This window comes from Carboxylicivirga longa (genome assembly GCF_050589825.1).
GTDB lineage: Bacteria > Bacteroidota > Bacteroidia > Bacteroidales > Marinilabiliaceae > Carboxylicivirga > Carboxylicivirga longa.
Map to the genome: position 1 here is coordinate 1 of NZ_JBNGOZ010000004.1, position 26452 is coordinate 26452.

Annotated in this window: 20 protein-coding genes and 1 riboswitch; of the genes, 13 read left to right on the forward strand and 7 right to left on the reverse strand. The window is 42.5% G+C overall.

Annotated elements, in window-relative coordinates; genetic code table 11:
* Positions 1–70: 70 nt before the first annotated feature.
* The 4 genes from cas2 to cas9 all read right to left on the reverse strand — a co-directional run bounded on the left by cas2 (position 71) and on the right by cas9 (position 6937).
* The gene (cas2, locus tag ACRD7A_RS04455) at positions 71–499 is read right to left on the reverse strand and encodes a CRISPR-associated endonuclease Cas2 (protein ID WP_430809926.1); all 429 of its coding nucleotides are present in this window, start codon (positions 497–499) and stop codon (positions 71–73) included.
* Complete coding sequence (gene cas1 / locus ACRD7A_RS04460) at positions 462–1349, reverse strand: type II CRISPR-associated endonuclease Cas1 (RefSeq protein ID WP_430809927.1); 888 nt, start codon at positions 1347–1349, stop codon at positions 462–464. Before cas1 ends, cas2 begins: the two co-directional genes overlap by 38 nt.
* A gap of 158 nt (positions 1350–1507) precedes the next feature.
* Complete coding sequence (locus ACRD7A_RS04465) at positions 1508–2089, reverse strand: transposase (RefSeq protein WP_430809928.1); 582 nt, start codon at positions 2087–2089, stop codon at positions 1508–1510.
* A 258-nt stretch (positions 2090–2347) separates the two neighbouring features.
* A complete protein-coding gene (gene cas9, locus ACRD7A_RS04470; protein ID WP_430809929.1) occupies positions 2348–6937 on the reverse strand; it encodes a type II CRISPR RNA-guided endonuclease Cas9 in 4590 nt (1529 codons plus the stop codon).
* A 524-nt stretch (positions 6938–7461) separates the two neighbouring features.
* Here cas9 and ACRD7A_RS04475 point away from each other — a divergent pair.
* From ACRD7A_RS04475 to ACRD7A_RS04530, 12 genes are all read left to right on the forward strand, one after another.
* Positions 7462–9831 (forward strand): heavy metal translocating P-type ATPase, encoded by a 2370-nt coding sequence (locus ACRD7A_RS04475; RefSeq protein WP_430809930.1) that lies wholly within the window; start codon positions 7462–7464, stop codon positions 9829–9831.
* A 250-nt stretch (positions 9832–10081) separates the two neighbouring features.
* The gene (ccoS, locus tag ACRD7A_RS04480; RefSeq protein WP_430809931.1) at positions 10082–10288 is read left to right on the forward strand and encodes a cbb3-type cytochrome oxidase assembly protein CcoS; all 207 of its coding nucleotides are present in this window, start codon (positions 10082–10084) and stop codon (positions 10286–10288) included.
* Positions 10289–10324: 36 nt separating this feature from the next.
* Complete coding sequence (gene ccoN, locus ACRD7A_RS04485; RefSeq protein WP_430809932.1) at positions 10325–12469, forward strand: cytochrome-c oxidase, cbb3-type subunit I; 2145 nt, start codon at positions 10325–10327, stop codon at positions 12467–12469.
* A gap of 54 nt (positions 12470–12523) precedes the next feature.
* On the forward strand, positions 12524–12727 hold the full coding sequence (locus ACRD7A_RS04490) for a hypothetical protein (protein ID WP_430809933.1): 204 nt from the start codon (positions 12524–12526) through the stop codon (positions 12725–12727).
* Between the two features lie 17 nt (positions 12728–12744).
* Positions 12745–13362: a c-type cytochrome gene (locus tag ACRD7A_RS04495; RefSeq protein ID WP_430809934.1), complete on the forward strand. Its 618-nt coding sequence runs from the start codon at positions 12745–12747 to the stop codon at positions 13360–13362.
* A gap of 62 nt (positions 13363–13424) precedes the next feature.
* The gene (locus ACRD7A_RS04500) at positions 13425–13787 is read left to right on the forward strand and encodes a four helix bundle protein (RefSeq protein ID WP_430809935.1); all 363 of its coding nucleotides are present in this window, start codon (positions 13425–13427) and stop codon (positions 13785–13787) included.
* A gap of 79 nt (positions 13788–13866) precedes the next feature.
* A complete protein-coding gene (gene ccoG, locus ACRD7A_RS04505) occupies positions 13867–15288 on the forward strand; it encodes a cytochrome c oxidase accessory protein CcoG (RefSeq protein ID WP_430809936.1) in 1422 nt (473 codons plus the stop codon).
* Between the two features lie 12 nt (positions 15289–15300).
* The gene (locus ACRD7A_RS04510) at positions 15301–15744 is read left to right on the forward strand and encodes a FixH family protein (RefSeq protein WP_430809937.1); all 444 of its coding nucleotides are present in this window, start codon (positions 15301–15303) and stop codon (positions 15742–15744) included.
* Positions 15745–15749: 5 nt separating this feature from the next.
* A complete protein-coding gene (locus ACRD7A_RS04515; protein WP_430809938.1) occupies positions 15750–16451 on the forward strand; it encodes a sulfite exporter TauE/SafE family protein in 702 nt (233 codons plus the stop codon).
* Positions 16452–16513: 62 nt separating this feature from the next.
* A riboswitch (cobalamin riboswitch) is annotated at positions 16514–16744 on the forward strand.
* A gap of 97 nt (positions 16745–16841) precedes the next feature.
* On the forward strand, positions 16842–18887 hold the full coding sequence (locus ACRD7A_RS04520) for a TonB-dependent receptor plug domain-containing protein (protein WP_430809939.1): 2046 nt from the start codon (positions 16842–16844) through the stop codon (positions 18885–18887).
* Positions 18888–18896: 9 nt separating this feature from the next.
* Positions 18897–19973 carry a YncE family protein gene (locus ACRD7A_RS04525; RefSeq protein WP_430809940.1) on the forward strand — a complete coding sequence of 359 codons (1077 nt, stop codon included), beginning with the start codon at positions 18897–18899 and terminating at the stop codon, positions 19971–19973.
* A 249-nt stretch (positions 19974–20222) separates the two neighbouring features.
* Positions 20223–21287, forward strand: a complete 1065-nt coding sequence (locus ACRD7A_RS04530) for a YncE family protein (RefSeq protein WP_430809941.1) — start codon at positions 20223–20225, stop codon at positions 21285–21287.
* A gap of 164 nt (positions 21288–21451) precedes the next feature.
* On the opposite strand, the gene ACRD7A_RS04535 is transcribed toward ACRD7A_RS04530, so the two are convergent.
* Together ACRD7A_RS04535 and ACRD7A_RS04540 are read right to left on the reverse strand one after the other, a co-directional pair.
* Positions 21452–21883 carry a thioesterase family protein gene (locus tag ACRD7A_RS04535; RefSeq protein ID WP_430809942.1) on the reverse strand — a complete coding sequence of 144 codons (432 nt, stop codon included), beginning with the start codon at positions 21881–21883 and terminating at the stop codon, positions 21452–21454.
* A 120-nt stretch (positions 21884–22003) separates the two neighbouring features.
* Entirely contained in the window at positions 22004–23581 is a 1578-nt protein-coding gene (locus tag ACRD7A_RS04540) for a peptide chain release factor 3 (RefSeq protein ID WP_430809943.1), read from the reverse strand.
* Between the two features lie 184 nt (positions 23582–23765).
* Here ACRD7A_RS04540 and ACRD7A_RS04545 point away from each other — a divergent pair, with 184 nt between their 5' ends.
* Positions 23766–24638, forward strand: coding sequence for a histidinol-phosphatase (locus tag ACRD7A_RS04545; RefSeq protein ID WP_430809944.1), 873 nt, complete (start codon positions 23766–23768; stop codon positions 24636–24638).
* Positions 24639–24730: 92 nt separating this feature from the next.
* Here the strand turns inward: ACRD7A_RS04545 and ACRD7A_RS04550 are convergent, their stop codons facing one another.
* Complete coding sequence (locus ACRD7A_RS04550) at positions 24731–26158, reverse strand: hypothetical protein (RefSeq protein ID WP_430809945.1); 1428 nt, start codon at positions 26156–26158, stop codon at positions 24731–24733.
* Positions 26159–26452: the final 294 nt, after the last annotated feature.

Here is a 26452-nt window from a genome sequence, read left to right on the forward strand (position 1 = left end):
TTCCCGAAAAAATAATTTCCCTAACTGTTATAAACAACTGATTATCATGGGTGCTTTTTTATGAGCGGAATTACTGAAATAGCTCGAGTTGTTGCGGAGCAGTTTCGGAAGCCATAATTTGTGCACCCCACACATTTACCATTCCTCCGTACTGCTTATCTGTTATTCGTAAGATAGATATTTGGCCTTTGTCGGGAAGGAAGTTCAATACTCTTTTTTCATGTACATCTGCGCTTTCACGGCTGGCGCAATGGCGGGTATACACACTCCATTGCATCATGGTAAAGCCATCTTTTATTAGGTCTTTACGAAAGCGCGTAGCTAATTTTCGCTGTTTTTTTGTGCCTACCGGTAAATCAAAAAATACAAAGAGCCACATAATTTTATAGGCGTTTAGTCGGGTGTGTTGCATGATTGTAAGGATGTAACCTTTTCCAAAGTTCAAAACTTTGGAAAAGGTATCAGAAATTGGGATAGGAGATTTTCTTTTCTTCACCATTAAAGCAGCGCGCCATCGAGGCGGTGGTAATGGATAAGGCAACCATTAGTGGACGCTTAAGTTTTCCAATTTGTACATCGCAGCTGAGCGTTTTTAGCAGCTGGGCTTTTGTTTGTTTTTCGAGAATCAATTCCTGTGTGCCCGACCGCCATAACCCATACACTACATCATCTACATAAGGGCGGTAGGGCTCCATGATATCATCGGCCAGGCAGTAGGCATTATAACGGTTGTGATGGTGGATGCCCAAGGTGGGAAGTAATCCGGAGCCAACCAAAGCGCGTGCTACAGCGGATCGCAATACGATGTAGCCGTAATTTAAGAAGGCATTAGGAGCATCGCCATAACGATCGCGAATAAAATCAGATCCAAACAAACGGCTCCAATATTCCCGGGCAGCTATACCCTCGCGCATGGTGCTATCGTTGCTTTTAACTGAACTTGCCAGGGAGGCCAGAGGACCGCTATCAATGCCCTTTGATTTTAGTAAGGAGGCCTGGTTTCTTATTTTGGCAATAACGGTTTGTTGCCATAGTTGTTTTTTAAGTGGTAGCGTACTATTGATCTGATTACGGAAAAGTTCGTTCTGCAGGTGGTGGCTATCGAGGTTGAGAAGCATAGCTGATGGTAGGTGTTTTTCGTCGCAACATACAACCGCTACATTATGGGCATTAAGTTGTTGAAGGGCAGGCATAGTTATCGTTATCTGCGGATGCTCTAAAATAACCATTCCAATATCTTCGATGGGCACCGTGCGTGTAGTCTCCTTATCAGTAAGGTTAACCACAAGCTGATTGTGTTGTATCGACAGGTAGGCAGGGTTGGAAAAGAATAGGGTTCGTTTGAGCATGATAGAAAGTTTTTGGTCCTACCTCCTTATGCGATCCATGTATCTGATAGGTTGCTTTGTTTTGATAAAATACTGAAAAACAGCGATAAAAGGTAGATGGAGGGTGTTCAACCTTTTCCAAAGTTTTAAACTTTAGAAAAGATGAAAAGCCGTGCTCGTTAATAATCGAATGAAAAGTCCATGGGGTGTTGATGCATATATCTGAAATTATTAATGTCATCAAACAGTTCAATTACCAGTGCGCAGTTGATGGCGGTATTATGCTGTTTTAATATGGCATTGTATGATGAGTATTTCCATTGGCCGGGAGCATTTGTAAAACCATGGATTACCGGATTAAAATGAATGTAGTTAATAAGTTTCTTCAAGTATAATTCAGAGTCGACTCGTTTTCTTTTAAAGTTTTTCTGAAAAAGGCTGCCTGTGCGTTTATAAACTTTATTGTACGATTGGGTGTAGGCACTAAACATATTCGAAAATGATTTCGATAAACCTTGGGCTTGTTTATGATCACCGGTTGAAATCAATAAATGGAAATGATTTGGCATTAGACAATAGGCGAGGGTACTGACTTGGGGGTGAATGTGTTGTTTGTATTTCTGCATGAAAAAATAGAAGTTTCGCTCTTCTTTAAAGAGTATTTCGGAGCCATTGGCACGGTTGTATATGTGGTAAAAACGATGGGCTTCAAAAGGTATCATGGCATTTTTTACTGTCTTAGTTGCCGATACCTTTTCCAAAGTTCTGAACTTTGGAAAAGGTAAAAATGAGTTGCTATAGGTTAGTATTTGTTAGGTAATTACCTCAGTATATCACTTTTGCTGTGGGGGTTAGGTGGGTATCCTGCATCAATCGCTGTATGAGGCGATGGTGGCGTATCCGGGTTCATGTTAATCCATATTTGGTTTAAAAATGGAGTTGTATACGCTTGGTATAGAGCCGTGTCCAAATGAAAACCTTTTCCAAAGTTAAAAAAACTTTGGAAAAGGTGGAAGAGGTTATTTTAGACGTTCTAGTTTGCCAAGAGGGGACAATTTTACCTTAATAGGATTTGCTTCCTCCCAGGCTTTGAAACTTTGTATTCGCCATTCTTCATCATTATTTGCAATGGTTGATGCCAAATGATGTCTAAAAGTGTAGTCCATTGATGAAATTTTTTGAACGCGGTACAGGTTTTTACTTAGAAAGCTATAGGTGTCTCTGTTTGAATGGAATTCATCATCACTCAGGCCCAGAAGAAATATATCATTTGTTTCTATGGTTGTGACAATTTTAGCGCCATCCTCGGGTAACATGTAGTTTGGCATATTTTGCCGTTTACGCTCAACAACTGTCCAGAATTGCACTGCTTCTTCCTTGAGATTACCTTTGGTATCTTTATAAAGCAATACATGGTGATTGTTCCGGGGATTTACGTGTTGATTTAAATGGCCTTTTAAGTGGTTAGTATTTCCGAGAATTTCGCGAATTCTAACTTTTTTTATGGGTACGTTGTCTCCACCTTTTTTATTGGGTAGCAACAATTGCCACTGACCGTTACTGACAAATGCATCTTTTGGTATTGAATATCCTTTGGGATTATCGGTATTGATACCGTGTTTTGCTTTTAAAAAGTTCTCGATGATATTCTTAATGGTAGTATCTGCAATTTTAGCAACATGTTTGTTGTTTTTTAATTCGGTAACTTTTGTCCTGCGATGGAAAGCTTTTTCTTTATTAGGGCTTTGTCTCAAACCAAATATATTTTCCTTGTGTAACTGCCCTCGTACGCTAAAGCCTTTCTTATTTTTAGTGAGTGTTTTATTATTTTGCTTTATTGAAACAAGTATGCCAGCAGCTTTTTCTTGCCCATCTTTATTAAAACCTACCCATGGCTCTGGGAATTTTTCAGTACTGTTTTCCTTGCCTCGTTGTTTATCCTTACGTTTCGCATTTTCTGTACTTAAGCGTTGTAGATAGCTTTGTTCTGTTAAGGCGATGGTAATGGCATCGATTGCATGATGACGGTGATCATCACGATTTTTCTTCGGATCGAATTTTATTTCACCCGTATACTTATCTACCCAAATAGATCCTTCTATCAGTTTTTGGCCTTTCTCTATTTTGGGTAATTCTTTTTCAATGGGATGCAATTCATCTGGTTTTGATTCAATGCTTAAAGTAGCATAGTATTTTCCGGGTTGCTTCTCTGTTTTGTGTTTGTATTGAGGATCGCAATCGGCTACCATAAAGCCAGATTCATCTACAGTGGCAGAGATACACACTTCATTGTTGTGTGCTTGAGGTCGCGGATTGATTGCTTTAATAAACTCTATGTTGTCAGGCGAAACATCAACAATTAACCAGTACTTTCCGTCGGGCAAATTGGTTTGGCAATTGTAAATGTAGCAACTGAACTGGCAGTTGTGAACAGTACCAAACAACATTAGCTGGTTACGCTTGGCTTTGGGTAGTTTGTTCTTTTCGGGTGCTTTAAAATATGTGTTTGTTATCTCAAACTTAGCCCAATAGGTTCCGTCTTCTATCTCCGGTGTTTTATAATTACCTGAAGTGTCGTTTTTAAACACCCCTTTCTCCACTTTGCCTCGCAGCACAATGTTTTGCTCATTGCTTTCTGGTTTATCGGTAAATTGTGGCATTAGCTTGAGCGAACTGTTTACCTGTAGCTTTGCCCAATAATGTCCGTCTTTAATATTCAGGTCTTTAAAATCAATTTTGAAAGATTTCGAGTCAAATTTGTTTTTAGTTACGTAGCCTGATAGAAGTAATTCGTCATCGTTTGTATGAGGCCGGTCATTGAATTTTTTATGTATGGCAACAGTTTCTCCTGCCTCGTTGGTAACTGCTAAATAAGGAACTGGTTTATCATCGTCTAACTCGAACGTGTGATTGCCGATGTTTTGTGTGGGTTGTAATATGGAATTTAATCCCCAAAGATGACGGAGTTCAGCTGTTAACTGACCTGGCATTACACGCACATCATGACAAATATGAGATAATAGCTCCACTGCTTTTTTTGCGATGTAGCGGCTGTCGTTTAATTGACGTTCAATAAAGGTTTCTTTCTCAAATTTCTTTTTCGATGTGAAACGTTTGGCCTTAGGGTATGGTAAAGTTCGAAATGCCCTAGCGGCAATTTCATCCCAGCTATTGGCTCCCCATATTTTTGGGTCCGGATTCTCCGTGTAATATTCATAAGGCGTTTTTTCTCCTTTATCATTATTAAAATGTGCTTCGCAAAGTGTTTTATTTCCAAAACTATCCTCCAGCGAAATGCTGTATGGAATGATGTGTTCAATTTGAATGGTGTTTGCTCTGCCCAGAAGGTCATTCATGGAGATAGTTTTGCCGGTATATGGACAACTGCATTTACCGCTTCTGTCTACAATCTCTTTATACATTAGGTATTTCTGAATGTTGTTTCTGGAAGGTCGTAATCCATATTCGGCTAAACGCTCACGGGCTTCGTTGTTTTTAGCTTCGTTGGTGGATATGTTCTTTGTGATTTTTTCACGTTGTGATTTGTTATTTCTTAAATCCCTGCCCATTTCAATTTTAATCTGAGCAAATTCAAAATCTTCACCAAGTTCTTTCCTGTATTTTACTAAAAGTGCATTTACCAGGCGTCGCGTCTCGTGCAGAGCTTGTTGAACTATAGGATTACGAAGGTTTTCAAGCTCCGGTACCCATAAAACCAGTTCATCCTTAACTTCAACCTCCTGGCTGTGATGATAGAGGTGGAAAAAGTGCGGGTCGTCTTTTACGAAACCATAGTGATTATCAGGGTTTGATAAGTAATCTTTTATTTTTGCAATGGCTTCACCTTCCTTGTTTTCTTCCTTGAGGATATTTAGAATGTCTCTTTTAAGTTCTTGTTCCGATTCTTCAAAATGGGCATAACGTTGTCCAAAGGCATTTTTTACGCCACCCAAAATTACGGCGCGATCAAACTGCAAGCCCATATTCAGAAAATGTTGAATGTTTCTAATGGCTTTTAAGGAGATATTGCTGTACCCATCTTTAAGCTTTATTTTTTTTATTATATCAAGACTTTTGGCGCAGTTATAGTCTTTCTTAAGCTTTTGGTAAAGTTTATCGTTATCCTCGTAGAAATAGAAACAATGCCAAATATCAAGCATATGTTTCTCCCAAACCTCAGCTTTAAAGAGTGGTTTTAAGAATTTAAAAGTGGTGTTCCCAGCTACTTTAAAATCATCTTCGTAGTTGAATTTTTCGTAGGTGAGTTTTAGGAGTTTCGGTATTTCGGAAAAATTGAAGTTTTTATCTTTCTTATTTATTAGTTGCAGTACCTGGTGTCTCTGCTCATCTGTTAGAGCCTGTTTTTTTCCGTAACGGATATTGTTTATAAATTGATAGGCGCGGAATAATTCAAATTCAGGGTGAGAAAGCGGGCAAGGCTTTTTGCTTCGCTTGATTTGCTTACCATTCTTGTCATGCACAAAATTACCTTCATTATTAATAACTGGTAGTTGATCTTCTAATCGGCAATTGGCTAGGAAACTTTTTTGCGAACGTAAAGGTCGTTGCCAGAAAAGCACACTTTCATTACTTTTAAACTGAAGTGTTTTTTCTCCGTCTTCCAAAGTAACTTCTTGTATGTTACCTGCCAGAAACGTTTTTAAGGGAATGTATGACTTGGTAGTTACCTTGGTTATATGCCCATCCTTCTCTGGACCGATAACGACACTGTCAGAACCATAAATTTCTTTAAGGTGTTTTAATTTGTTTTGGTTTCGCTTGCTAGATGGTGAACCTTTTAATTCCCTGGTTCTTTTAAATTCAGCATTACGTTTATCCAACTGGAGGTGTCCGGCTTGTTGGTTCCAGATGGCTTCAAATTCTGCAATATACATATCGCGTGTCGTGTATCTGCCTCTGGCTCGTATGCATTGTCCGTTGTCATCAGTTATCGACTTATATGGTGTGCCTTCTTGTGGGATTAAAGAATGTAGGTAATCACCTAGGCTGGATTTTTTGGCTTTTTCCTTTGTTGCATTAACCGGTAGGATGTTTTCATCAGGCTTGCCTTTTTCAAATAATGTTTTTGGATCATCACTTCCTTTTCTTGAACTCAGAAAGCCTCTTCGTTGAATAATGTGATAGAAGATCCTTCCTAGCTCGTGCAAGCTAATTGGTTCGGTAAGCGCTTTGCTACGAAGTTTATATGGATTGAGTCTTATCCATTCCTTAAATTCATCAGTATCAGGAAATTTTTTACTCTCTGATTTTAATTTACGATCCCAATTCTTCCAGGTGTTTAATTCCTCATGGCTCAACGGGCACATACCTTGATCAATTAGAACTTGTAGGAGTTTTATTTTACGAAGGCGTTTGCGATAAAAATGGCGGCGCTTCTGACGGTTTTCAGTTCGTGTAGCATTGTTGGATTTTTCGCTTTCACCTTTACCAATGTCGCTTACAGCGGCAGGGAAGATTCTAACACCACAATCATCAATTTGATTGTAATGTCTGACGCGATGTTTTCCTTTACTATTTTCGAATGTTGCGTCAATGATTGCCCAGCCAATGCTGTTGGTGCCTAGGTCAAGTCCTAATATCTTGCTCATAAGTTAGGGAATTATTCTGTTTCAGGGTTTATTTCTGCTTTTCATATATATGTTTTTAAAATTAGTTAAAATTTATCGTTGAGCAAATTATGTATTTGTAGTTTATAGGCTTACAGTAAGCTTTTTAATAAAGGGAGAGAGATTCTTCTATGTCACAATAAAAAGATGTGATAAATTTTGTATGTTAATTAACTATTCCTATATTTGAAACTAAGAATTTTAAAAATGCTTATTAGATTCTTATCACAATAAGGCTATATGCCGAAGGAAATTGATCCTATACTCCCGCCTCGGTGGGAGTTTCGTTTTTTGATATATCTAACTTTTCCAAAGTTTTAAACTTTGGAAAAGTTATCGCCAAGTTGTATGCCTTACCTATTCAATTCTGCCTCTGTGTTTAAGCAGTAGGTGTACGGTGGAACTTTTCAAACTGGCTACTAGTCGCCGGGTCAATGCGATGCCGTGTTTATAAAACAATTCATTCCCTTTATTTTTTATATAGCCACACATTAAGCGTTCTTACTATGGCTAAAACCTGCTACCATTGCGGCAGTCCCTCACAATCGTGGGTGCGGCACGACGATAGAGACTTTTGTTGCGAAGGCTGTGTGATGGTGTACGATATCCTGAAGGCCAATGATATGGGTACTTATTACGATATAGCTCAGGCACCCGGTATACGCGATAACAAAGCCAGTGCAGAGTACTACGACTACCTTGATCAGGAGGATATAAAACGTTCGGTGTTGGATTTCTATGATGGATCGCTGGCCCGTATTAAGCTTTATATACCGGCTATTCATTGCAGTTCCTGTATTTGGCTCATTGAGAATCTACATCGTTTACATAAGGGCGTTATCGCGTCATCGGTTAATTTTAACCGGCGCGAGGCGGCCATCACCTTTAATGAGACAGAACTGAAGCTGAGTGAGCTAATGGCTTTGCTGGCCTCCATCAATTACAAACCGCATATTAAGACTGAGGCGCAGAAGAAGAGTGTGGCCCGCAGCAAGCGCTTGGTGATTAAGTTGGGGGTAGCCGGTTTTATCTTTGGTAATGTCATGCTGCTGAGCTTTCCCGATTATTTGTCGGCCGATATTGCCCTTAATCCGGGTATCATCGCCTGGTTTAAGTGGATTAGTGTAATGTTGTCGGTGCCTTCCATGTTGTATTCGGGTAATGAATATTTTATTACGGCATGGAAAAATATAAGGCGGGGCATTGTATCCATTGACATGCCCATTGCGTTGGGCATCATCGCCATATTTACACGCAGTGTTTTCGAGATCATCACCAATAGTGGTTCGGGCTACCTTGATTCACTTACGGGACTGATCTTTTTCCTTCTGATCGGTAAGTGGTATCAGGCCAAGACGTATGAGGCCTTGAGCTTCGACAACGACTATAGTGCTTATTTTCCGCTGGGCATCACACGCATTGATGATAAGAGTGAATCCATTGTACCCATTGCCGATTTGGAGCCTGGTGATGTGATACAGGTGCGCAATGGGGAGATAATACCGGCCGATGCGCGATTGCTTTCGTCCGGGGCAGCCATCGACTACAGTTTCATCACTGGTGAGTCGGTGCCGGTGCGTAAAGAAAAGGAAGAGTTGATATATGCAGGAGGTCGTGTTATTGGTAACGCCCTGATGCTGGCCGTGGAGAAAAAGGTGGAGACCGGCTATCTGGCTGAACTGTGGAAGGAGCGTAGTGAAGCCGGCGAGAAGGAATCCATGATATCGCATACCCTCAATGTGGTAAGTAAGTATTTTACCTTGGCCATCCTCATTATTAGCACGCTAACGGGGCTTTACTGGGCCTGGCACGATGGCAGTAAGGCCGTACTGGCTTTTACGGCTGTGCTTATCATTGCCTGTCCTTGTGCATTGGCGCTTTCAGTGCCTTTTGCCTTTGGGCATGCGGGGCGCATTATGGGCAAAAATCATCTTTACCTGAAGCTAAGCTCCCTTATTGAACAGCTAACAAGGGTGGATACCATTGTGTTTGATAAGACGGGTACTTTGACCGATCCCGAGCATTTCGATGTGCTTTTTGAGGGGGATAAAACCGATCGTTATACCCGATCGCTCATTAAATCATTGGCACATCAGTCGCGTCACCCCTTGAGTCGTGCCCTGTACAGGCACTTGGAAGCTGATGATATTTTTGAGGTTTTTGACTTTGCGGAAGCAGAGGGTGATGGTGTTGAGGGGCATATCATGAACCGGCATGTCAAACTGGGTTCAGCAACTTATGTGGGAGCCGCTGAGGCTGACGATAAGCGTTCGGCACGCGTGTATGTGCGCATCGACGATGAACTGCCCGGTTATTACACTATCAAAAATTATTATCGTCCTGACTGGCAAAATATGTTAGCCAGCGTGCAGCAGCATAGCGATGTGCATATACTGTCGGGCGATAACGATGCGGAGATGATGGCTTTGAGCGAGATTGTCCGGTCCAGGGAGAATATCCGTTTCTTCCAGAGTCCGAAAGATAAGCAGGATTATGTGGCTGCATTAAAAAAGAATGGTAGGGTGGTGATGATGCTGGGGGATGGATTGAACGATGTGGGTGCCCTAAAAGAAGCTCAGGTAGGTATTGCTGTGGCCGATGATGTACATCAGTTTTCGCCATCCAGCGACGCGATAATTAGTGCTGATGCCTTAAAGGATTTGCCGCGTTTTATAAACTTCTCCAAAGCAGCCTTAAAGATTGTATACGCTTCTATTGTTATTTCCTTCCTTTATAATGTGGTGGGTTTGTCCTTTGCCGTTACAGGTCATTTAAGTCCGCTCTTTGCAGCTGTTCTTATGCCGCTCAGCAGTGTGTCGGTAGTGGTGTTTACCAGCGTAAGTGTTATGCTGGCCGGCAGGCGACGAAGACTCTAAGGTTTTCAAGAGTGTTAAAGGGAGATATCAGTCCTATATTAATAGTGTATGATCAAAATCTATTTATTAGGCAGATGATGATAAGAAATGCGCAACGAATACAAGTATTGACTAAAAAAACTAAAAAGTGTTAAACAATCATATTGCGCTGATTGTCTATAAGGCGACCGAACAAGGTAGAATCAAAATAACAAATAAGATCTTAAAATCTTAAATTGTTATTACATTTGTTCGTAAAGCATCTGTGGACATGGAGATAATCATATTACTTGTTGTAGCCAGCTTGTGTGTGGCCCTTATTTTTTTAGGCCTGTTTGTGTGGGCTGTTAAGTCGGGGCAGTACGATGATGATTACGCACCATCGGTTCGCATATTATTTGACCGGCAGGACGAGAAAAAAAAGACAGATAATAAAATTCACAATAACAGTAAGGTGGATGAGCAGACCAAGGCCTGACTAATGCTTTGCTGATGATTGTAAAATGTAGAACAGATGAAGCAAGAGACCTTCTACTACGACAACAGGATTGTCAAATATTTTATGTATGCCACCGTCACGTGGGGATTAATAGGCATGGCTGCCGGGGTGTTAGCCGCCCTGCAGATGGCCATGCCAATTTTTAACTTCGAGCTGGAGTACACCACATTTGGTAGGTTACGTCCGATACACACCAATGCCGCTATTTTTGCCTTTGTAGGTAATGGTATTTTTACGGCCGTTTATCATTCCATGCAGCGCCTGCTGAAAACACGAATGTACAGTGATTTACTCAGTTACGTACATTTCTGGCTGTGGCAACTTATAATAGTGTTAGGTGCCCTTAGCCTCGCCCTGGGCTTTACCACCGGTAAGGAATATGCAGAGCTGGAATGGCCCATTGATATACTTATTGCCGTGGTATGGCTCATGTTTGGATGGAACATGTTTGGCACCATTATCAAAAGGAGGGTGAAGCACTTGTATGTGGCCATTTGGTTTTACCTTGCTACTTTCATCACGGTTACATTATTGCATGTTGTTAATTCGGTGGAGCTGCCCGTTACTTTTATGAAGAGTTACTCGTGGTATGCCGGTGTGCAGGATGCTTTGGTGCAGTGGTGGTATGGCCACAATGCCGTGGCCTTCTTCCTCACCACGCCCTATTTGGGGCTTATGTACTACTACATCCCCAAGGCCTCCAACCGTCCGGTGTATTCCTACAGATTATCCATTGTTCACTTTTGGTCTTTCCTTTTTATCTATATCTGGGCAGGGCCTCATCACCTTCTGTATACGGCATTGCCCGAATGGGCGCAGTCGCTGGGTACGGTATTCTCGCTGATGCTGTTGGCACCCTCATGGGGGGGTATGCTCAACGGTCTCTTAACATTGAGAGGGGCCTGGGACAAGGTGCGCGAAAGTGCTACGCTGAAATTTTTGGTGGTGGCGGTTACGGCCTATGGAATGGCAACCTTTGAAGGACCCATGTTATCGCTTAAAAATGTGAATGCCATCAGTCACTTCACCGACTGGACCGTGGCTCATGTGCATGTGGGCACCTTGGGTTGGAATGGCTTCCTTACATTTGGAATGCTTTACTGGCTGGTACCCCAATTATTCAAAACCAAGCTTTACTCCGAGAAGCTGGCCAACGCACATTTCTGGATCGGAACGCTGGGTATTCTTTTCTATGCCATACCCATGTACTGGGCAGGCCTTACGCAGAGTCTGATGTGGAAAGAATTTACCGAGGAGGGCTTATTGGCATATCCTAACTTTTTGGAAACGGTAACTCAAATACGTCCCATGTATTATATGCGTGCCTTTGGTGGATTAATTTATCTGTTGGGTGCAGTGCTGATGGGTTTTAATCTTTGGAAGACAGCGGCGGGTGGCAAAATGGCAGCCAACGAAGAAGCAACGGCTGTTGTTGAAGATATTACCAAAGGGAGTAAAGGTGAGAAACCCCATGGATGGCTGGAGCGTAAACCGGTGCAATTCATTATAATTTCGCTTATTACAGTACTCATCGGTACCTTTGTAGAGCTGATACCAACCTTCTTGATTAAAACCAATGTGCCTACCATTAGTAGTGTTAAGCCCTACACACCTTTAGAGCTGGAGGGACGCGATATTTATGTGCGCGAGGGTTGCTATAATTGTCACTCGCAGATGGTAAGGCCATTCCGGTCTGAGACCGAGCGTTACGGAGAATACTCCAAAGCTGGCGAGTTTGTTTATGATCATCCTTTCCAGTGGGGTTCCAAACGAACAGGTCCCGATCTGGCGCGCGAAGGGGTGATGACGGGTAAGATCTATAAGCCTGATGCCTGGCATTATAATCATATGCTGGATCCGCAAAAGCTGAATGAAAATTCCATTATGCCTAAATATCCCTGGCTGATTGATGATGATATAGACCTTTCGGTACTGCCTGCCAAGATACGCGCCATGCAAACGCTGGGGGTACCTTATCCCGAAGGTTATGATGAAGAGGCTGTAGAGGCCTATTATCAGCAGGCTGATAAGATAGTGAACGGATTACAGGCTGCTGGCATCGAAACAACCCGTGATAAGGAAATCATTGCCTTAATTGCCTACCTGCAGCGCCTGGGTACCGACATATATAAAACGGCACCCGTAGAGAATGAACAATAATAGTATCTCTTATCCTGTTTTGGCGGGATATGGGGCGATTAAAAAACGATAGCGATGAAACTGGTAAGACATTATTTGGAGTCCATAGCGGGGGTGGAGATCTATCCCATCATCTCCTTCTTTATCTTCTTCACCTTTTTTATAGTGGTGACAGTGATGGTCATTCGTATGAAAAAGGAGTACATTGATGAGGTGGCCAATTATGCAACTGATAAGGCAGATGAGCTTCCGCCCTTAATTGATAATCATGAGGTATAACCCACAGACTTTCTTTTATGGATATAAATAAAAAACAGCAGGATACACCTGAAATAGATCCCTTAACCAACGATAAATTTGTGCCGCATCATGAGTTCGACGGGATTCGTGAGCTAGCCAATAATCCGCCTTGGTGGCTCACCTTCATTTTTATATTTTCAATATTGTTTGGTTATGTTTATCTGGCCAAGTACCATTTTTATGGGGATGGCGATTTGCAGATTGAAGAATACGAGAAGGAGATGCTGGCTGCCAATCCAGTTGAAGAAGAAGCTAGTGAAGGAGGCATCACAATTGCTATGGAGGACATTGACTTTACGGTGCCCCTGGCCGATGCTGCCGGACTGGATAAAGGAGCCAAGATTTATAAGACTAACTGCGCCGTGTGCCACCTGGCTGAGGGGCAAGGACTTGTAGGGCCTAATCTCACCGATGAGTACTGGATACATGGGGGCAGCTTTGAGGATATTGTACGAATTATTAACAACGGAGTGGTGGAAAAAGGTATGATAGCATGGAAAGGCCAGTTGTCAGATAAGCAGATTCATCAGGTAGCCAGTTACTTAACCACCTTGGTCGGCACTAATCCGCCCAACCCTAAGGATCCGGAAGGGGAGAAGTACATCCCCGAATGATAAATCGAAAAAGCGGTGAACTGAAAAACTGGTTAAAGGATAAACCTGCAAAAAAATGATGTATGTATACTTATGGTTTTGAGAAATTGGAGGTTTGGCAATTGGCACGGAGACTTGTTAAAGATATTTATGTCACTACGCATTCTTTTCCGGAGAGCGAAAGATATGGTTTAACAAATCAGTTGAGGCGAGCTTCTGTTTCTATCTCTTCAAATATTGCCGAAGGTAATAGCCGTTCATCATCGAAAGACAGAGCCAGATTCATCGAGATAAGTTATTCAAGTCTCACGGAAGTACTTAATCAGCTAATATTAGCAAATGATCTATCTTTTATCGCCGAACAGGAGATTCTTGATTATCGACGTAAAATTGACGAACTGGCTAATAAGATAAATTCGTTCCACAAATCAATAGTTGCTATTTAATCAGTTCATCGATTCTCCAGCTTACCAATTCATCAGTTTATCAATTAACCAATTTCTCAACTCTCCAACCCAAAATAAAATGACGAACCACCCAGATAAAGACTTTCGCGATCGCATTGTCACTATGAACCAGGAGGGGCGGCGCAATTGGGTGTACGCCAATCAGCCCAAGGGTAAGTACTATACGGCGCGTACGATTGTGGGGCTCGTATTGCTGGTTTTTCTGTTTGCTGCACCGCATATACGCGTGGCCAATGGTGAGCCTTTACTGCTCTTTAACATCCTGGAGCGTAAGTTTGTACTCTTCGGTGTGGTCTTCTGGCCGCAGGATTTTCACCTCTTTGTCATAGGGCTTATCACCATCATTATCTCCATCGTTACCTTTACGGTGGTGTATGGGCGTATCTGGTGCGGGTGGACCTGTCCGCAGACTGTTTTTATGGAGATCGTATTCCGGCGTATCGAATATTGGATAGAGGGTAGTGGTGATCAGCAACGCATACGTGCCAAAGGAGAAGATACTTTCGATCGGGTATGGCGCTCTTTCTTAAAGCATTTTATTTTTATTATTATATCGTGGGCCATAACACATACCATGCTGGCCTATATTGTAGGAGCCGATACAGTGCATGACTACATTATTGGTTCGCCCGGCGAAAACCTGAGTGTATTCATTGCCATCATGGTTTTTACGGGGGCTTTTTACTTCGTCTTCGCTTACTTTCGCGAGCAGGTATGTTCTTTGGTATGTCCTTACGGGCGTTTGCAGGGCGCTTTGCTGGATAACAACACCCTGATGGTAACCTACGATTTTAAACGCGGCGAGCAAAGGGCACCCATGCGTAAAGGTGAGGATCGACAGGCATCCGGAAAAGGTGATTGCGTAAACTGTCATAAGTGTGTGGCAGTGTGTCCTGCGGGTATTGATATACGCAATGGTATTCAGTTGGAGTGCATTAACTGCACCGCCTGCATGGATGCCTGTGACAGTACTATGCGGCGTTATCAACTGCCCGAGGGACTCATTCGTATCACCTCGCAGAATAATATTACCAATGGTACTTCCTTTAAATGGACGCCCCGTATTATCGCGTATACAAGCCTTACAGTGGCACTTATAGGGGTGCTGGTTGTGCTTTTTACCCTGCGTTCCAGCTACGAAACCACTATACTTCGCGTGCAGGGTTCCTTGTACCAGAAGCTCGATGAGGGGCATTATTCCAATATCTATAATTATAAGATTGTGAATAAAACTGATAACGAAGGAGACCTGAGTATTCGACTGATTTCACCCAAGGGTAGTGTAGAGTTGGCAGGCAACAATATGCAGGTTAAGAAACAGGAGAAAATACAGGGAGCCTTCCTGATTAAATTGCATGAAGAAGAACTGGAGGGTAGCAGTACCGGGGTGGTACTGGGGGTATACAATGGTAATGAGTTGATCGAAACCATTCATACCACCTTTGTGGGGCCCAATAGAATCAATAATAAGCGTAATTAAAAAGAACAGACCATGAAATTTAACTGGGGACATGGAATTGTAGTCGTTATTGTGGCTGGAGTGCTGGGGTTACTTAGCCTGATGTTTATCACGACACGCCAGCGCATTGATATGGTAACAGACGACTACTACCCGAAGGAGTTGAAATATGAAGATCAGATAAGCAAGATAAAAAATTACAAGGCCTTGGCGAAAAAGGTGACAGTAGAGCAGAAGGGTGGCGTGCTGATCACCTTTCCTGATAATATCGCCGATGCAGATGATATCAAAGGGAGTGTGCATTTATACCGTCCATCGGATAAGAGCCTGGACATTGAAATGCCTGTGAAGCTCAACGAGGCTTATCGCATGCTTTTGCCGCTTGAAGCCTTTAAAAAGGGTAAGTACGAAGTAATTATAGAATGGCAGGCCAATGGGCAGCCTTATCTCACCAGGCAAGTCTTATATATCGATTAAGCATTATGTACATATTGGAAGGTTTTATTTTCGGATTTTTGGGAAGCCTGCATTGTGTAGGTATGTGTGGCCCTTTAGCCCTGGCCTTGCCTTTGCCTGTCAACACGGCTCTGCGAAAGGTTGTAGGAGCGCTACTTTATAATGTTGGCCGTGCTTTCACCTACGGCCTTTTGGGACTTATCTTCGGCATTTTAGGGGCCGGACTTAAGCTTTCCGGTATTCAACAGTGGGTATCTATCGCCTGTGGTGTGATCATGATCCTGTCGGTGATATTGCCGGGGGTGATTAAGATGCCCAAATCAGGAAATAAGCTGTCGTCAACCATCTATACCAAGCTTAAAAACAAAATTGGCGCCTCCCTCAATCGCAAACGCTTAAGCAACCTGCTGGTAATTGGTGTATTAAATGGATTTCTACCCTGCGGACTGGTTTATGTGGCCATATCACGAGCCCTTACCTCGGCTTCGATAAGCGATAGTATATTATTTATGGTGGCCTTTGGGCTGGGTACACTGCCGCTGATGTTTGCCGTGGCGTATTTTGCCAATATTATCAAAAGTCGCTTTTTACACCGATTGCGGCGTACCATACCCGTTTTTATCATCCTGCTGGGCATCTTATTCATCCTGCGTGGCATGAATCTGGGTATTCCAAATATTAGCCCGGCTTTTAGTGATAAAACACAGGAAGTTGAGTGTTGTCACTAATCCAATATGTGGTTTTTGATATCTTTTTTTACCTAATATTGCTTTCTGCTTTAACAAATCACTTACCTTTGTTGCGATTTGGTTCATAAGGCACCTACCGGTGTTATATGATGAAAATGGGAATGCCGTGACCTGTCAGTAGACAGGAATTCGGCAACAGTTTCCGCTGCTGTGATTTCCGATGGGTAATAGTAAACCATCAACTGCAATCAACAAGGCCACTGTCAAAAAAAATGATGGGAAGGCGATTGCAGGGAATAAGTCAGAAGACCTGCCAAAGATTATTCAATTGTTCGTGCCATTCGGAATAAATGCAGGACGATACTACCTTGGTGTATTGCCGCTTCTTTTCCTTTTGTCAGAGCAGTGTTAACAAGCTGAATGTGTGAGATGAGGTGTCAACTGTTACTATGGTTTTTTGTTTGGTCGTTGCCGTTACTGGCCGATGACGAAGTGCGCGATTCGGTTAAAGTACAAGAGGTGGAAATTACAGCTTCGCGTTTAAAACATTTTGCCGTAACCGACAAAGTTGAGCAAGTGGATATCCTTGCTATTCAGCGATATGCTGCGCAAGATATCGGTGCGCTCTTGCAAAAAACTTCCTTAATTAATATTCAATCCAATGGTGGCGCTGGTGCTTTAACAACAGCTAGTATTCGCGGGGCAGCATCTAACCAAACATTGGTAACCTGGAATGGATTACCCTTGAATTCGCTTACGACAGGTGCCAGCGATTTATCAACGATATCGGCTGGCGGTTTTAACGATGTAAGGCTTACCTATGGCGCAGCAGGTTCACTTTATGGGAGTGGCACCATGGGGGGTGTTATTGAGCTTTCGAATCAGCCACGTTGGCAAGAAGGCCTAAAAATATCGGTTTCCAACGAGTTGGGAAGTTATTTAGACCATTCCTATGCTAGGGAGATGAATTCAAGTACCACCAGTAAGGGCGATTTTAAATGGTTATCTAGTTACAAAGGAAATCTTCGGGTACAAGCATCCAATCGTACATTATCCTATGCGGGGCAAGTCTTTTATCAGGATGCAAAGAACAACTTTAATTACATTGATGACTTCGATCATGGCCAACCTACAGAAACTTCACAGCATAACAGGAGTGAGGTGTTTGGTACGCTGCATAGCTTGTATTGGCAAGCCGGTAAAAACCTATTTGATTTTGGTGCCTGGTACCAGGTCAAAGAAAAAGAGTTACCAGGATTGATGGGTGTTGGGGCTCCCATTAGTCATCAAACTCAAAAAGATTCAACCCTTAAACTATATGTAGGTTGGAAAAGGTTAATACGTAATTTCCGACTAGAGGGCAAGGCTGCATATATTTACGATTTTATCCGTTATACCGATAAGGATAATGCCGATAGTGAGTCTTTCAAAATTTTCTCAGAAATAGCTGCCAAGTCTTGGTTTGCCGATCTAAGTACACGTTGGTATGTCAATGATAATTTGAGTGTTGATGTAAATGGTCGCTATAGTTATTTAAAGGCCATCACTGCTAATTATGCCAGCAATATTGTGGAACATGAAGGACGGCTGAATGCCGCAATCAAGTATTCGCCCGAGATTGGTGTCTTTATTGCGACCGTTGGTAAAGACTGGTGTAGCTCAGAATCTGATGAGGTTAAACAGCCAATTTATGAAAATGGAGAAATAGCAGAATATGAAATAATTGAGAACAGTCTACCCAATCCACCCCTCATGTTTTCACTAAGTGGTAAAATTATAATTTCTCCGCAATGGCTGGCTGCTCGAGGAAAGGTGGCAACCCATTTTCGTCGCCCTACCTTTAATGATCGTTATTGGAAGCCGGGGGGTAATCTGTCACTGAAACCGGAAGAAGGCTTTAATTATGAGGTGGGATTTGAAATGTTTGAGCAGAAGACCAACTGGGGTAGTATTGGTGCGGATTTAGCCTTTTATCGGGCAAGCAACAATGAATCAATCGCCTGGAAACCGAGCAGCAATGGTCTGTGGATGCCGATTAATACAAACGCTATCATTTCACAAGGTTTTGATGTCAGCGCAAGCCATCGTTTGCAGATCGGAAATCACCAAGTAAGGAATAGGATCATATACGGATACAACGACGCCTATGATAATAACTCAGAAAGTGCTGGCTATAAAGAAACGCTTGGTTATCGACCCAAGCACACTTTTAAGTTTATTTCTGATTTTATTGCTTCTCAATGGAATGTGGGTGCCATGTTGTATTCTCGTTCCCAATGTAATACGTGGGAAGGACGAGAAGTAGAAGCCTACGCGCTGGTTGATGTAAACACCGCTTATACCATAGACCGAGCCGTAATTGATATTGGGTTAATGGCTCGCGTCGAAAATATTTTCGATACGTCTTATCAATTGGTATGGGCTTACCCAATGCCGGGCAGGGCATATTATTTGACTGTAAATTTTATTTTCTAAATTTTATACATGATGAAAAAGGTTTTGAGACTTTTACCATTTTTCCTGATGGCAGTAATGTTTTTTTCTGCCTGTTCAGATGATGATGATGTAGTGACTCCGAAAGTAAGCAGTATTTATGTGCTTAACGAAGGAAATGACAATGGTTCCATCTCAATCATTGATGAGAACAATGAAGTAACCAACAACTATTTTGAAGAGGTGAATGGATTGCCCCTAGGGAAAATGCCGCAGTCAATGGCTGCCAATGATACGCATGTTTTCATCGTTGTAACTACCCAATCAGGGGCAGGATATGTGGAAGTTCTAGATAAGGAAACATTTAAACATGTTGCCCTTATAGAAGGCTTCTCTTATCCTCGTGAAATTGTTTTGATGGATGGAAAGGCTTATGTATCAAACGGAACAGGTGCTGATGGGAATTATGCCCGAAAAGCTAATGAAATCTATCCGATTAACCTGATGACTTTTGAAAAAGGTGAAAAGATTAACGTTGGTGCAGGACCAGAAAAAATGGTTGTTGTTAAAGGGAAATTGTATGTGGCCAACAGCGGAGGTTGGTCAAACGATGATAATACAGTAACCGTTGTAGATACATCCAATGATCAAGTCATCGAAACCCTAACAGTGAAGTCGTGCCCCAAGGATATGGTGGTGGATGCAAATGGTGATATTTGGGTTTATTGTGGTGGAGTACCTAATTATGCAAACTGGCCAGATGTAAGCTATACCAATGCGGGTGTTTCTAAAATTAATGTTGTATCCAGTGAAGTCACCTCATGGGATCTTGCTGCATCAAATGGTGCCGTTAAAACCATTGCCGCAAGTAAAAATGGAACAACTATCTACTATGTTTCCGATGCCCTCTATGCCATGGACATTACTGATACCGAGTTGCCAAGTGTTAAATTTATTGATGAAACATATTATGGCATTGACGTTCACCCCATAACGGATGACCTATGGCTGTGTAAAGAAGTTGATGCGACAACTCCCGGAACGGTGTTTGTCTATTCCAATTCAGGCGAAAAGAAAAATGAGTATGTAGTGGGGGCAATGCCTAACTCAACTTTATTTGCGTATTAAAACATTGATCTCACTCACGATGATTAGTGTGTAAGCAATTTTTCAAAGGTCGGCATTAGCCGGCCTTTTTCAATGCTGTTAATTTGTAAGTCTATGATTATAATACTGATATAGGGGAGAGGGCAAGTCTTCTTTGCCCTAAGTCTAAAAATCTAAGTGTCTATTGAATAATATTTAAAAAAGGAATAATATCTTTGGTAGCTTTAATTACACGTTAATATTTTGTAAGGCATAAAATAAATTAGATATATGAAGAATTTAATTGCAGCTGCAGGGCTGGCTCTTGGTTTGGGGCTAACAGGTTGTGGCGATGTGAATATTTACAAGCTGGAAGAGCATCAGGGTGCTTTTATTGTTAATGAAGGCAATGAAAAAAGTTCGATAAGCTATTATAATTACGAGCGCGAGGAGTGTAGCAATAATATTTATCAGGAGCGTAACAACGGTGCCGACATTGGCGCTGGTGCTACTCAGATTGCCATACGTCGAAATGCTGATTTCCCAGAAGGACTGGCTTTTGTGACCCTGCCGGCTGACAATAGTATTGCTAAAATTGATCTGAACGGTTATTTAAATGCTGGTAGTATTACTGATTTTACCGCGCCGCGAGATATTCTGGTAGTCAACGAATCACAAATGTTCGTGGCACACAATGCAGCAAGTGTAAGTCTTTACGACTACACCAACAATACGGTGGAGGGTACTTTTGACGTAGCTGCTCATCCGCAGAAGCTCATCTCAGCGGGTAAGTACCTATATGTTGCCTGTTCTGGCGACGAAACCGGTGCCAAAGTGGTAGTTATCGACATGAGTAATGCCATGGTCGTGTCTACCATTGACCTGAATTATAACAACCCCATTGATATGGTGGTGGACATCGATCGTAACGTGTGGGTGTATTGCTCAGGCGATGAGCAGGCGCTGGTTAAGTTGGAGCGTACCCTTATTAATGAGGAACCTTATGTAGCTCACGAAGCGCATGACTTTATGTTGGGTGTGAAGAAGAATGAGCTGGATAATCCTTTGACCATTTCGCGGGATGGACGCACGCTTTATTATGTATATGATTACCTTGTCTCCAAGTCAGTTTACATTGAAGCTGGTGAGGACATGACGCCCGAGAACTCAGCTGTAGTGGGTGATTACAGCGCTGAGGCTTTTAACGGCATTGACTGGGATTCGCGTACCGGACGCATTATGGCACTTACTGCTGATGGTCACTTGGTTATCTTAAAAAAGCAGGATGAAGGCTGGAATAACCAAGAGGAATATCCTGTGGGAGATCAACCGCGCATGAGTGCCTTTAATTTTTAATGGATAACTTATCAATTGTCGGGTGACAAGGGTAAATAATTGTTAATTTCATCCTCCTTCACTACGGGGTACTCCTCTTTTGAAAGGAAGAGAGTGTTATAAACCCTTCCCCTCCTGAATTTTAGGAGGGGTGCCGATAGGCGGGGAGGTTTTAAAAAAATGATCTAGCCTTTGTGTTTTTCTACAAATGATTTGTGGCAGACGATATAGCGCTCATGGGCTCCAATGCCTATGGATTCACCTTTCTTATTGAGCATGGCCACATCAAAAAATAGCTTTTTATCTTCCAGAAATTTAAGGTGAGCGCGACAAATAAGTGTCTCCCCGGCTTGTGCCGGATGTAAGTGCCGTACATTCATTTCAGTGCTTACCGTATCGTAACCAATGGGCAAGCTTGGATGAATAAGCTCAACGCAGCACTGCTCCATATACACAATTATGGCAGCCGTGGAAATAAAAGGCACCTGACCTGTTTTTAACGACGTGGCCAAATCACTCTTTTGTACTATAATATCTTTCTCTATCTGGCTACCTACGGATAAGTTATAATTAACAGGATGCCCTCCTTTATGTTTCTTGTCGCAGTCTGATTTCATGGCTTTTGGGTCTTTGCATTCAATTTACTTCATTTTTTAAAGTAAATAAAGGGGTGCTTTCAAAAAAAAGCGAACCCTCGTATCGAAGGTTCGCCAGCGTATCTTGTGGATTTTTTTTATTTAAAATTCAGAGGTGAAGTGAAACTTAATATTTTTAAAATTACTCTCCGCCATTTGCAGCATGTAGGCAGAATCGGCCATAAACACATCGCGTCCAAACTTATCCTTCGCCATGTATTGCAGCTTACGCTTCTTAAAATCATTCAGCTGCTCTTTGTCATCACTCTCCAGCCAACATGCTTTGTACAGATTAATGGGCTCGTAGCGACATTTGGCACCGTATTCGTGAAGCAAGCGGTATTCAATCACTTCAAACTGTAGTGCACCCACCGTTCCAATCACCTTGCGTCCGTTGAACTGACTGACAAAAAGCTGAGCCACACCTTCATCCATCAGTTGGTCGATGCCTTTTGCCAACTGTTTTGATTTCATGGGGTCGGCATTCTCAATGTATCGGAAGAGCTCAGGTGAGAAGCTGGGCAGTCCCTTATAATGAAGTTTCTCGCCGGAAGTGAGTGTATCGCCAATCTTGAAGTTACCACTGTCGGGAATACCCACAATATCACCCGGATAGGCTTCTTCAATAATGGATTTCTTCTCGGCCATAAAGGCGGTAGGGCTCGAGAATTTCATGTTCTTACCCTGTCGTACATGCAGATAGTTGGTGTTACGCATGAATTTTCCCGAGCATACTTTAAGGAAGGCCAAGCGGTTACGGTGGTTAGGATCCATGTTGGCATGTATCTTAAACACAAAACCGGTCATCTTTTCTTCACGCGACGCAACCATGCGCTCCTCGGCCTGTGAGGGCTGTGGTGAAGGGGCTATCTCCAGAAAACAGTGCAGTAGTTCGCGTACACCAAAGTTATTCAGGGCGCTACCAAAAAATACGGGTGCCACCTGGGCATTGAGGTAGGTTTCAGATTCAAATTCGGGATACACGCCGTTAACCAGCTCCAGCTCCTCACGAATTAAAGCGGCTGAGTCATCTCCAATTTGAGCCTCCAGAGCCGAATCGTTAAGGTCTTTTATGGCAATGCCTTCTTCCAGTACCTGCTTATTGGGCTCAAACAAGTAAAGACTCTCATCAAATAAGTTATACACACCTTTAAAGTCAGGGCCATTGCCGATGGGCCAGCTTAGGGGGCGCACCTTAATTTTTAACTCTTCCTCAACCTCGTCCAGCAGGTCGTAAGGATCTTTACTGGGACGATCCATTTTATTGATAAACACAATTACCGGTGTATTACGCATGCGACACACCTCCATTAGTTTACGTGTTTGGGCCTCAACACCTTTAGCCGCATCTACCACAATAATTACGCTGTCAACCGCCGTTAGTGTGCGAAAGGTATCTTCGGCAAAATCCTGGTGACCCGGCGTATCCAGGATGTTCACTTTGTAACCATTGTATTCAAAACCCATTACGGAGGTAGCCACCGAGATACCGCGCTGTTTTTCAATTTCCATAAAATCGGAGGTGGCTGTTTTCTTTATCTTGTTGGATTTGACGGCACCTGCCACGTGAATAGCGCCACCAAATAGCAGCAACTTCTCTGTTAAAGTAGTCTTACCGGCATCGGGGTGACTGATGATGGCAAAGGTACGTCGTCTGTTTACTTCTTCAATAAAACCCATTTGCTATATTTTTGCGAGCTGCAAAGTTAAACATTCGAGGCAAAAACGTGTTTACCCAATAAAAATTTGTGTAATTAAAATTAAAGGTCTTTTTTGCGTTAGTTTGATCGTTATTTTTATTTTTTACTTCCGGATCAATGTCGGAAAGCGACAGAATTATAAACACTTATAAGAAGAATACAGTATGGGATGGACGAATTATCATGGACATTGTGAATATTGCGACGGACAAGGCAAGATAGAGGACTATATTACCACGGCCATCGATCTAAAGATGCACGCCCTTGGCATATCGTCACACGCCCCGCTGCCCTTCCCAACGGATTGGAATATGCCGGGGTACCGCCTATCTTCTTACCTCAAAGAGGTAGATTACCTGCGGGAAAAGTACAGCGAAGAGATTACCGTTTATAAGTCGCTCGAGGTTGATTATATTCCCGGGTTAGCATCGCCCTCATCTAAAATGGTGCAGGACGCCAAACTCGATTACACAGTGGGATCGGTGCATTTTGTCGGTCAGCTGCACAATGGTGATTACTGGTCGGTGGATGCGCCGGTAAACGAATTTGAGCAGGGACTGGAGGAGACTTTTGTGGGCGATATTAAGGCGGCTGTCTGTCGTTATTATGCCTTACAGCGTGAGATGCTGCAGGAAGGAACGCCTGATATAATTGGCCATATGGATAAGGTGAAGATGCACAATAAGGCGCTGCATCTGTTTGATGAGCAAGCAGCCTGGTATATTGATGAAGTGCACAAAACGCTGGAGCTGGCCAAAGAGAAAAATGTTATTGTGGAGATTAATACTAAGGCCTATTACCGCGATGGTCAATTGTTTCCGGGTCCTGAACATTTTGCTGCCATTAAGGCGATGGATATTCCGATTACTATTAACAGTGATGCCCATCGAGCCAATAAGTTGGATAACGCTTTTGCTGATGTTGCCACTCTGCTGCTTGAGGCCGGTTTCACGCATTTGCGCGAACTTATCGACGGTCAGTGGTGCGATGTAGCTTTTAGTACCGAGGGTATTGAAATGCCCGTAAGCATACAGTAGGCTGAAACTGTATGCTTGAATAAAAGGGCTTTTATAAGTCATCAGATGGCTTAATAATGAATAAATTCATTTGGTCATCCGATGACTTGTGTTTATGATCTACTTGTGAGTGTTTGATGCTCAAACTCTTGAAATTCCTTTTCAAGCTGCTCCAGGAGATCTTTTTTTTCTGTTTCATCCAGGAAAGAATATCCAATGGTGTTAAATACTATTTCCTTTACTTGAGTATATTTTATATCTGGCACATAGCTTACCAGCATCATGTATTGATTAATTAGATTGGTGCGCAGCACGCCCTCATCGTCCGTGGCGATGCATACAGGTATTCCGTGTTTAAGGTATTCTCCCACCGGATGGTTATGAGCTGTTGTTTCAAGGATCACCGCATTACTTTCCAGATTAATTTCTATGGCACAGTTGTTTTCCTTCATAAAATCCAGGATGCCAAGGTAGTCGTTCTCTGACTTGAGATCTACACCATGACCGATTCTGGAGGCGCGTGCTGTTTTCAAGGCATCATTAATATGATAGGTAAGGTCCTCTGCCTGAGTATCGCCCTTGCCCAATACTAATTCGCCGGCATGAAGCGCAATTTTTACATTAGGATATTTATCGCTTAGGTAGCGAAACATGGCCATGTGTGTTTTGTAATTACGCAGTGCATTAATATTGTCTTCCGGTGCCACAAAGTTAACGCCTACCAGCTGATCGCTAAGTGCGGCTGCCTCAAAGGCCAGGATAAGATGACCAAAAATCTTGGCCTGATTGGAAGAAACGCGCACGCCATAGGTTTGAAATTTAAGTGCCACCCCATGTTTATCCGTGCGACCGTGGTAGCTGTCAATTGAATCGGCATAGGCCTGTGCCCATTTATCCATGTCTTTATTAATAAAATACTGGTAGTAATCATCGAGCTTCAGGTGTAAAGCGCGTGTGTCGTCAATCCAGGCCTGCTTGTCGGCAAATTGTGCCACACTGTCTTGAATATTGGGCACACGTATCATGCTCTCGATATAGGCAATGTTATCCTTTGCCGCTCGTTTGCATATGGCCGACAGTAGCAGGGCTTCGTTGCCCACAAAGGCCGCTTTAAACTTAGAGAAGGTGCTGAAAAACTGTTCCCGACCGTCCTTATTGTGTGCCTTATGATTGCGCACTGACCAGTTGTCGATAATGGAATCTTTATAGTTGGGATTTTGCTGCAGGAGGGCATTAATTAGCAATGCATCATTATCATGGGCAGCCTCCTTTTTATTGGCATATAGCTGATAATCGTGGGGGTTGATGTAACAGCTGTCGCGCAGGGCAAGTAATATGTACTCCTCGGCATAGGGGGTGCCACTGGCATGGTGATGTATGTCACCACCCTTGGGCATTAGCGTAAAAAATGACTGAAGGGCGTCTGCATCAGTTTTGATGTTTTCAAAGTGCTTGTTGAGATCGTTTTCAAACTGCTTTTTATTTCCAAAGGAGCATGATGTAAGCAATAAAACAATGAGGGTAGAGGATAGGATTCTCATAAAATTAAATTTACTTTTTTGCGTCAATTGTTACACATTTAACATTATGGTGTAAATATAGTTAACTTTATTTGTTTGGGATAGTAACACCCAAGTGAAGTAAATGTTTACGAAGGCTGCTTGGCTAGGCTCTCGCAATAATAAAGCTTTTAATAAGTTGAAGTCTTGAATAGGTGAATTGTGAAATTCGTAGAAAAGAAGAAGAGGATTTCTATGATGGTTTATCGCTACTCGTAATGCGGAACTGATGCGCTTATTAAAGGTTTAGATATGAGGAGTAACAAGTAGTAAGTT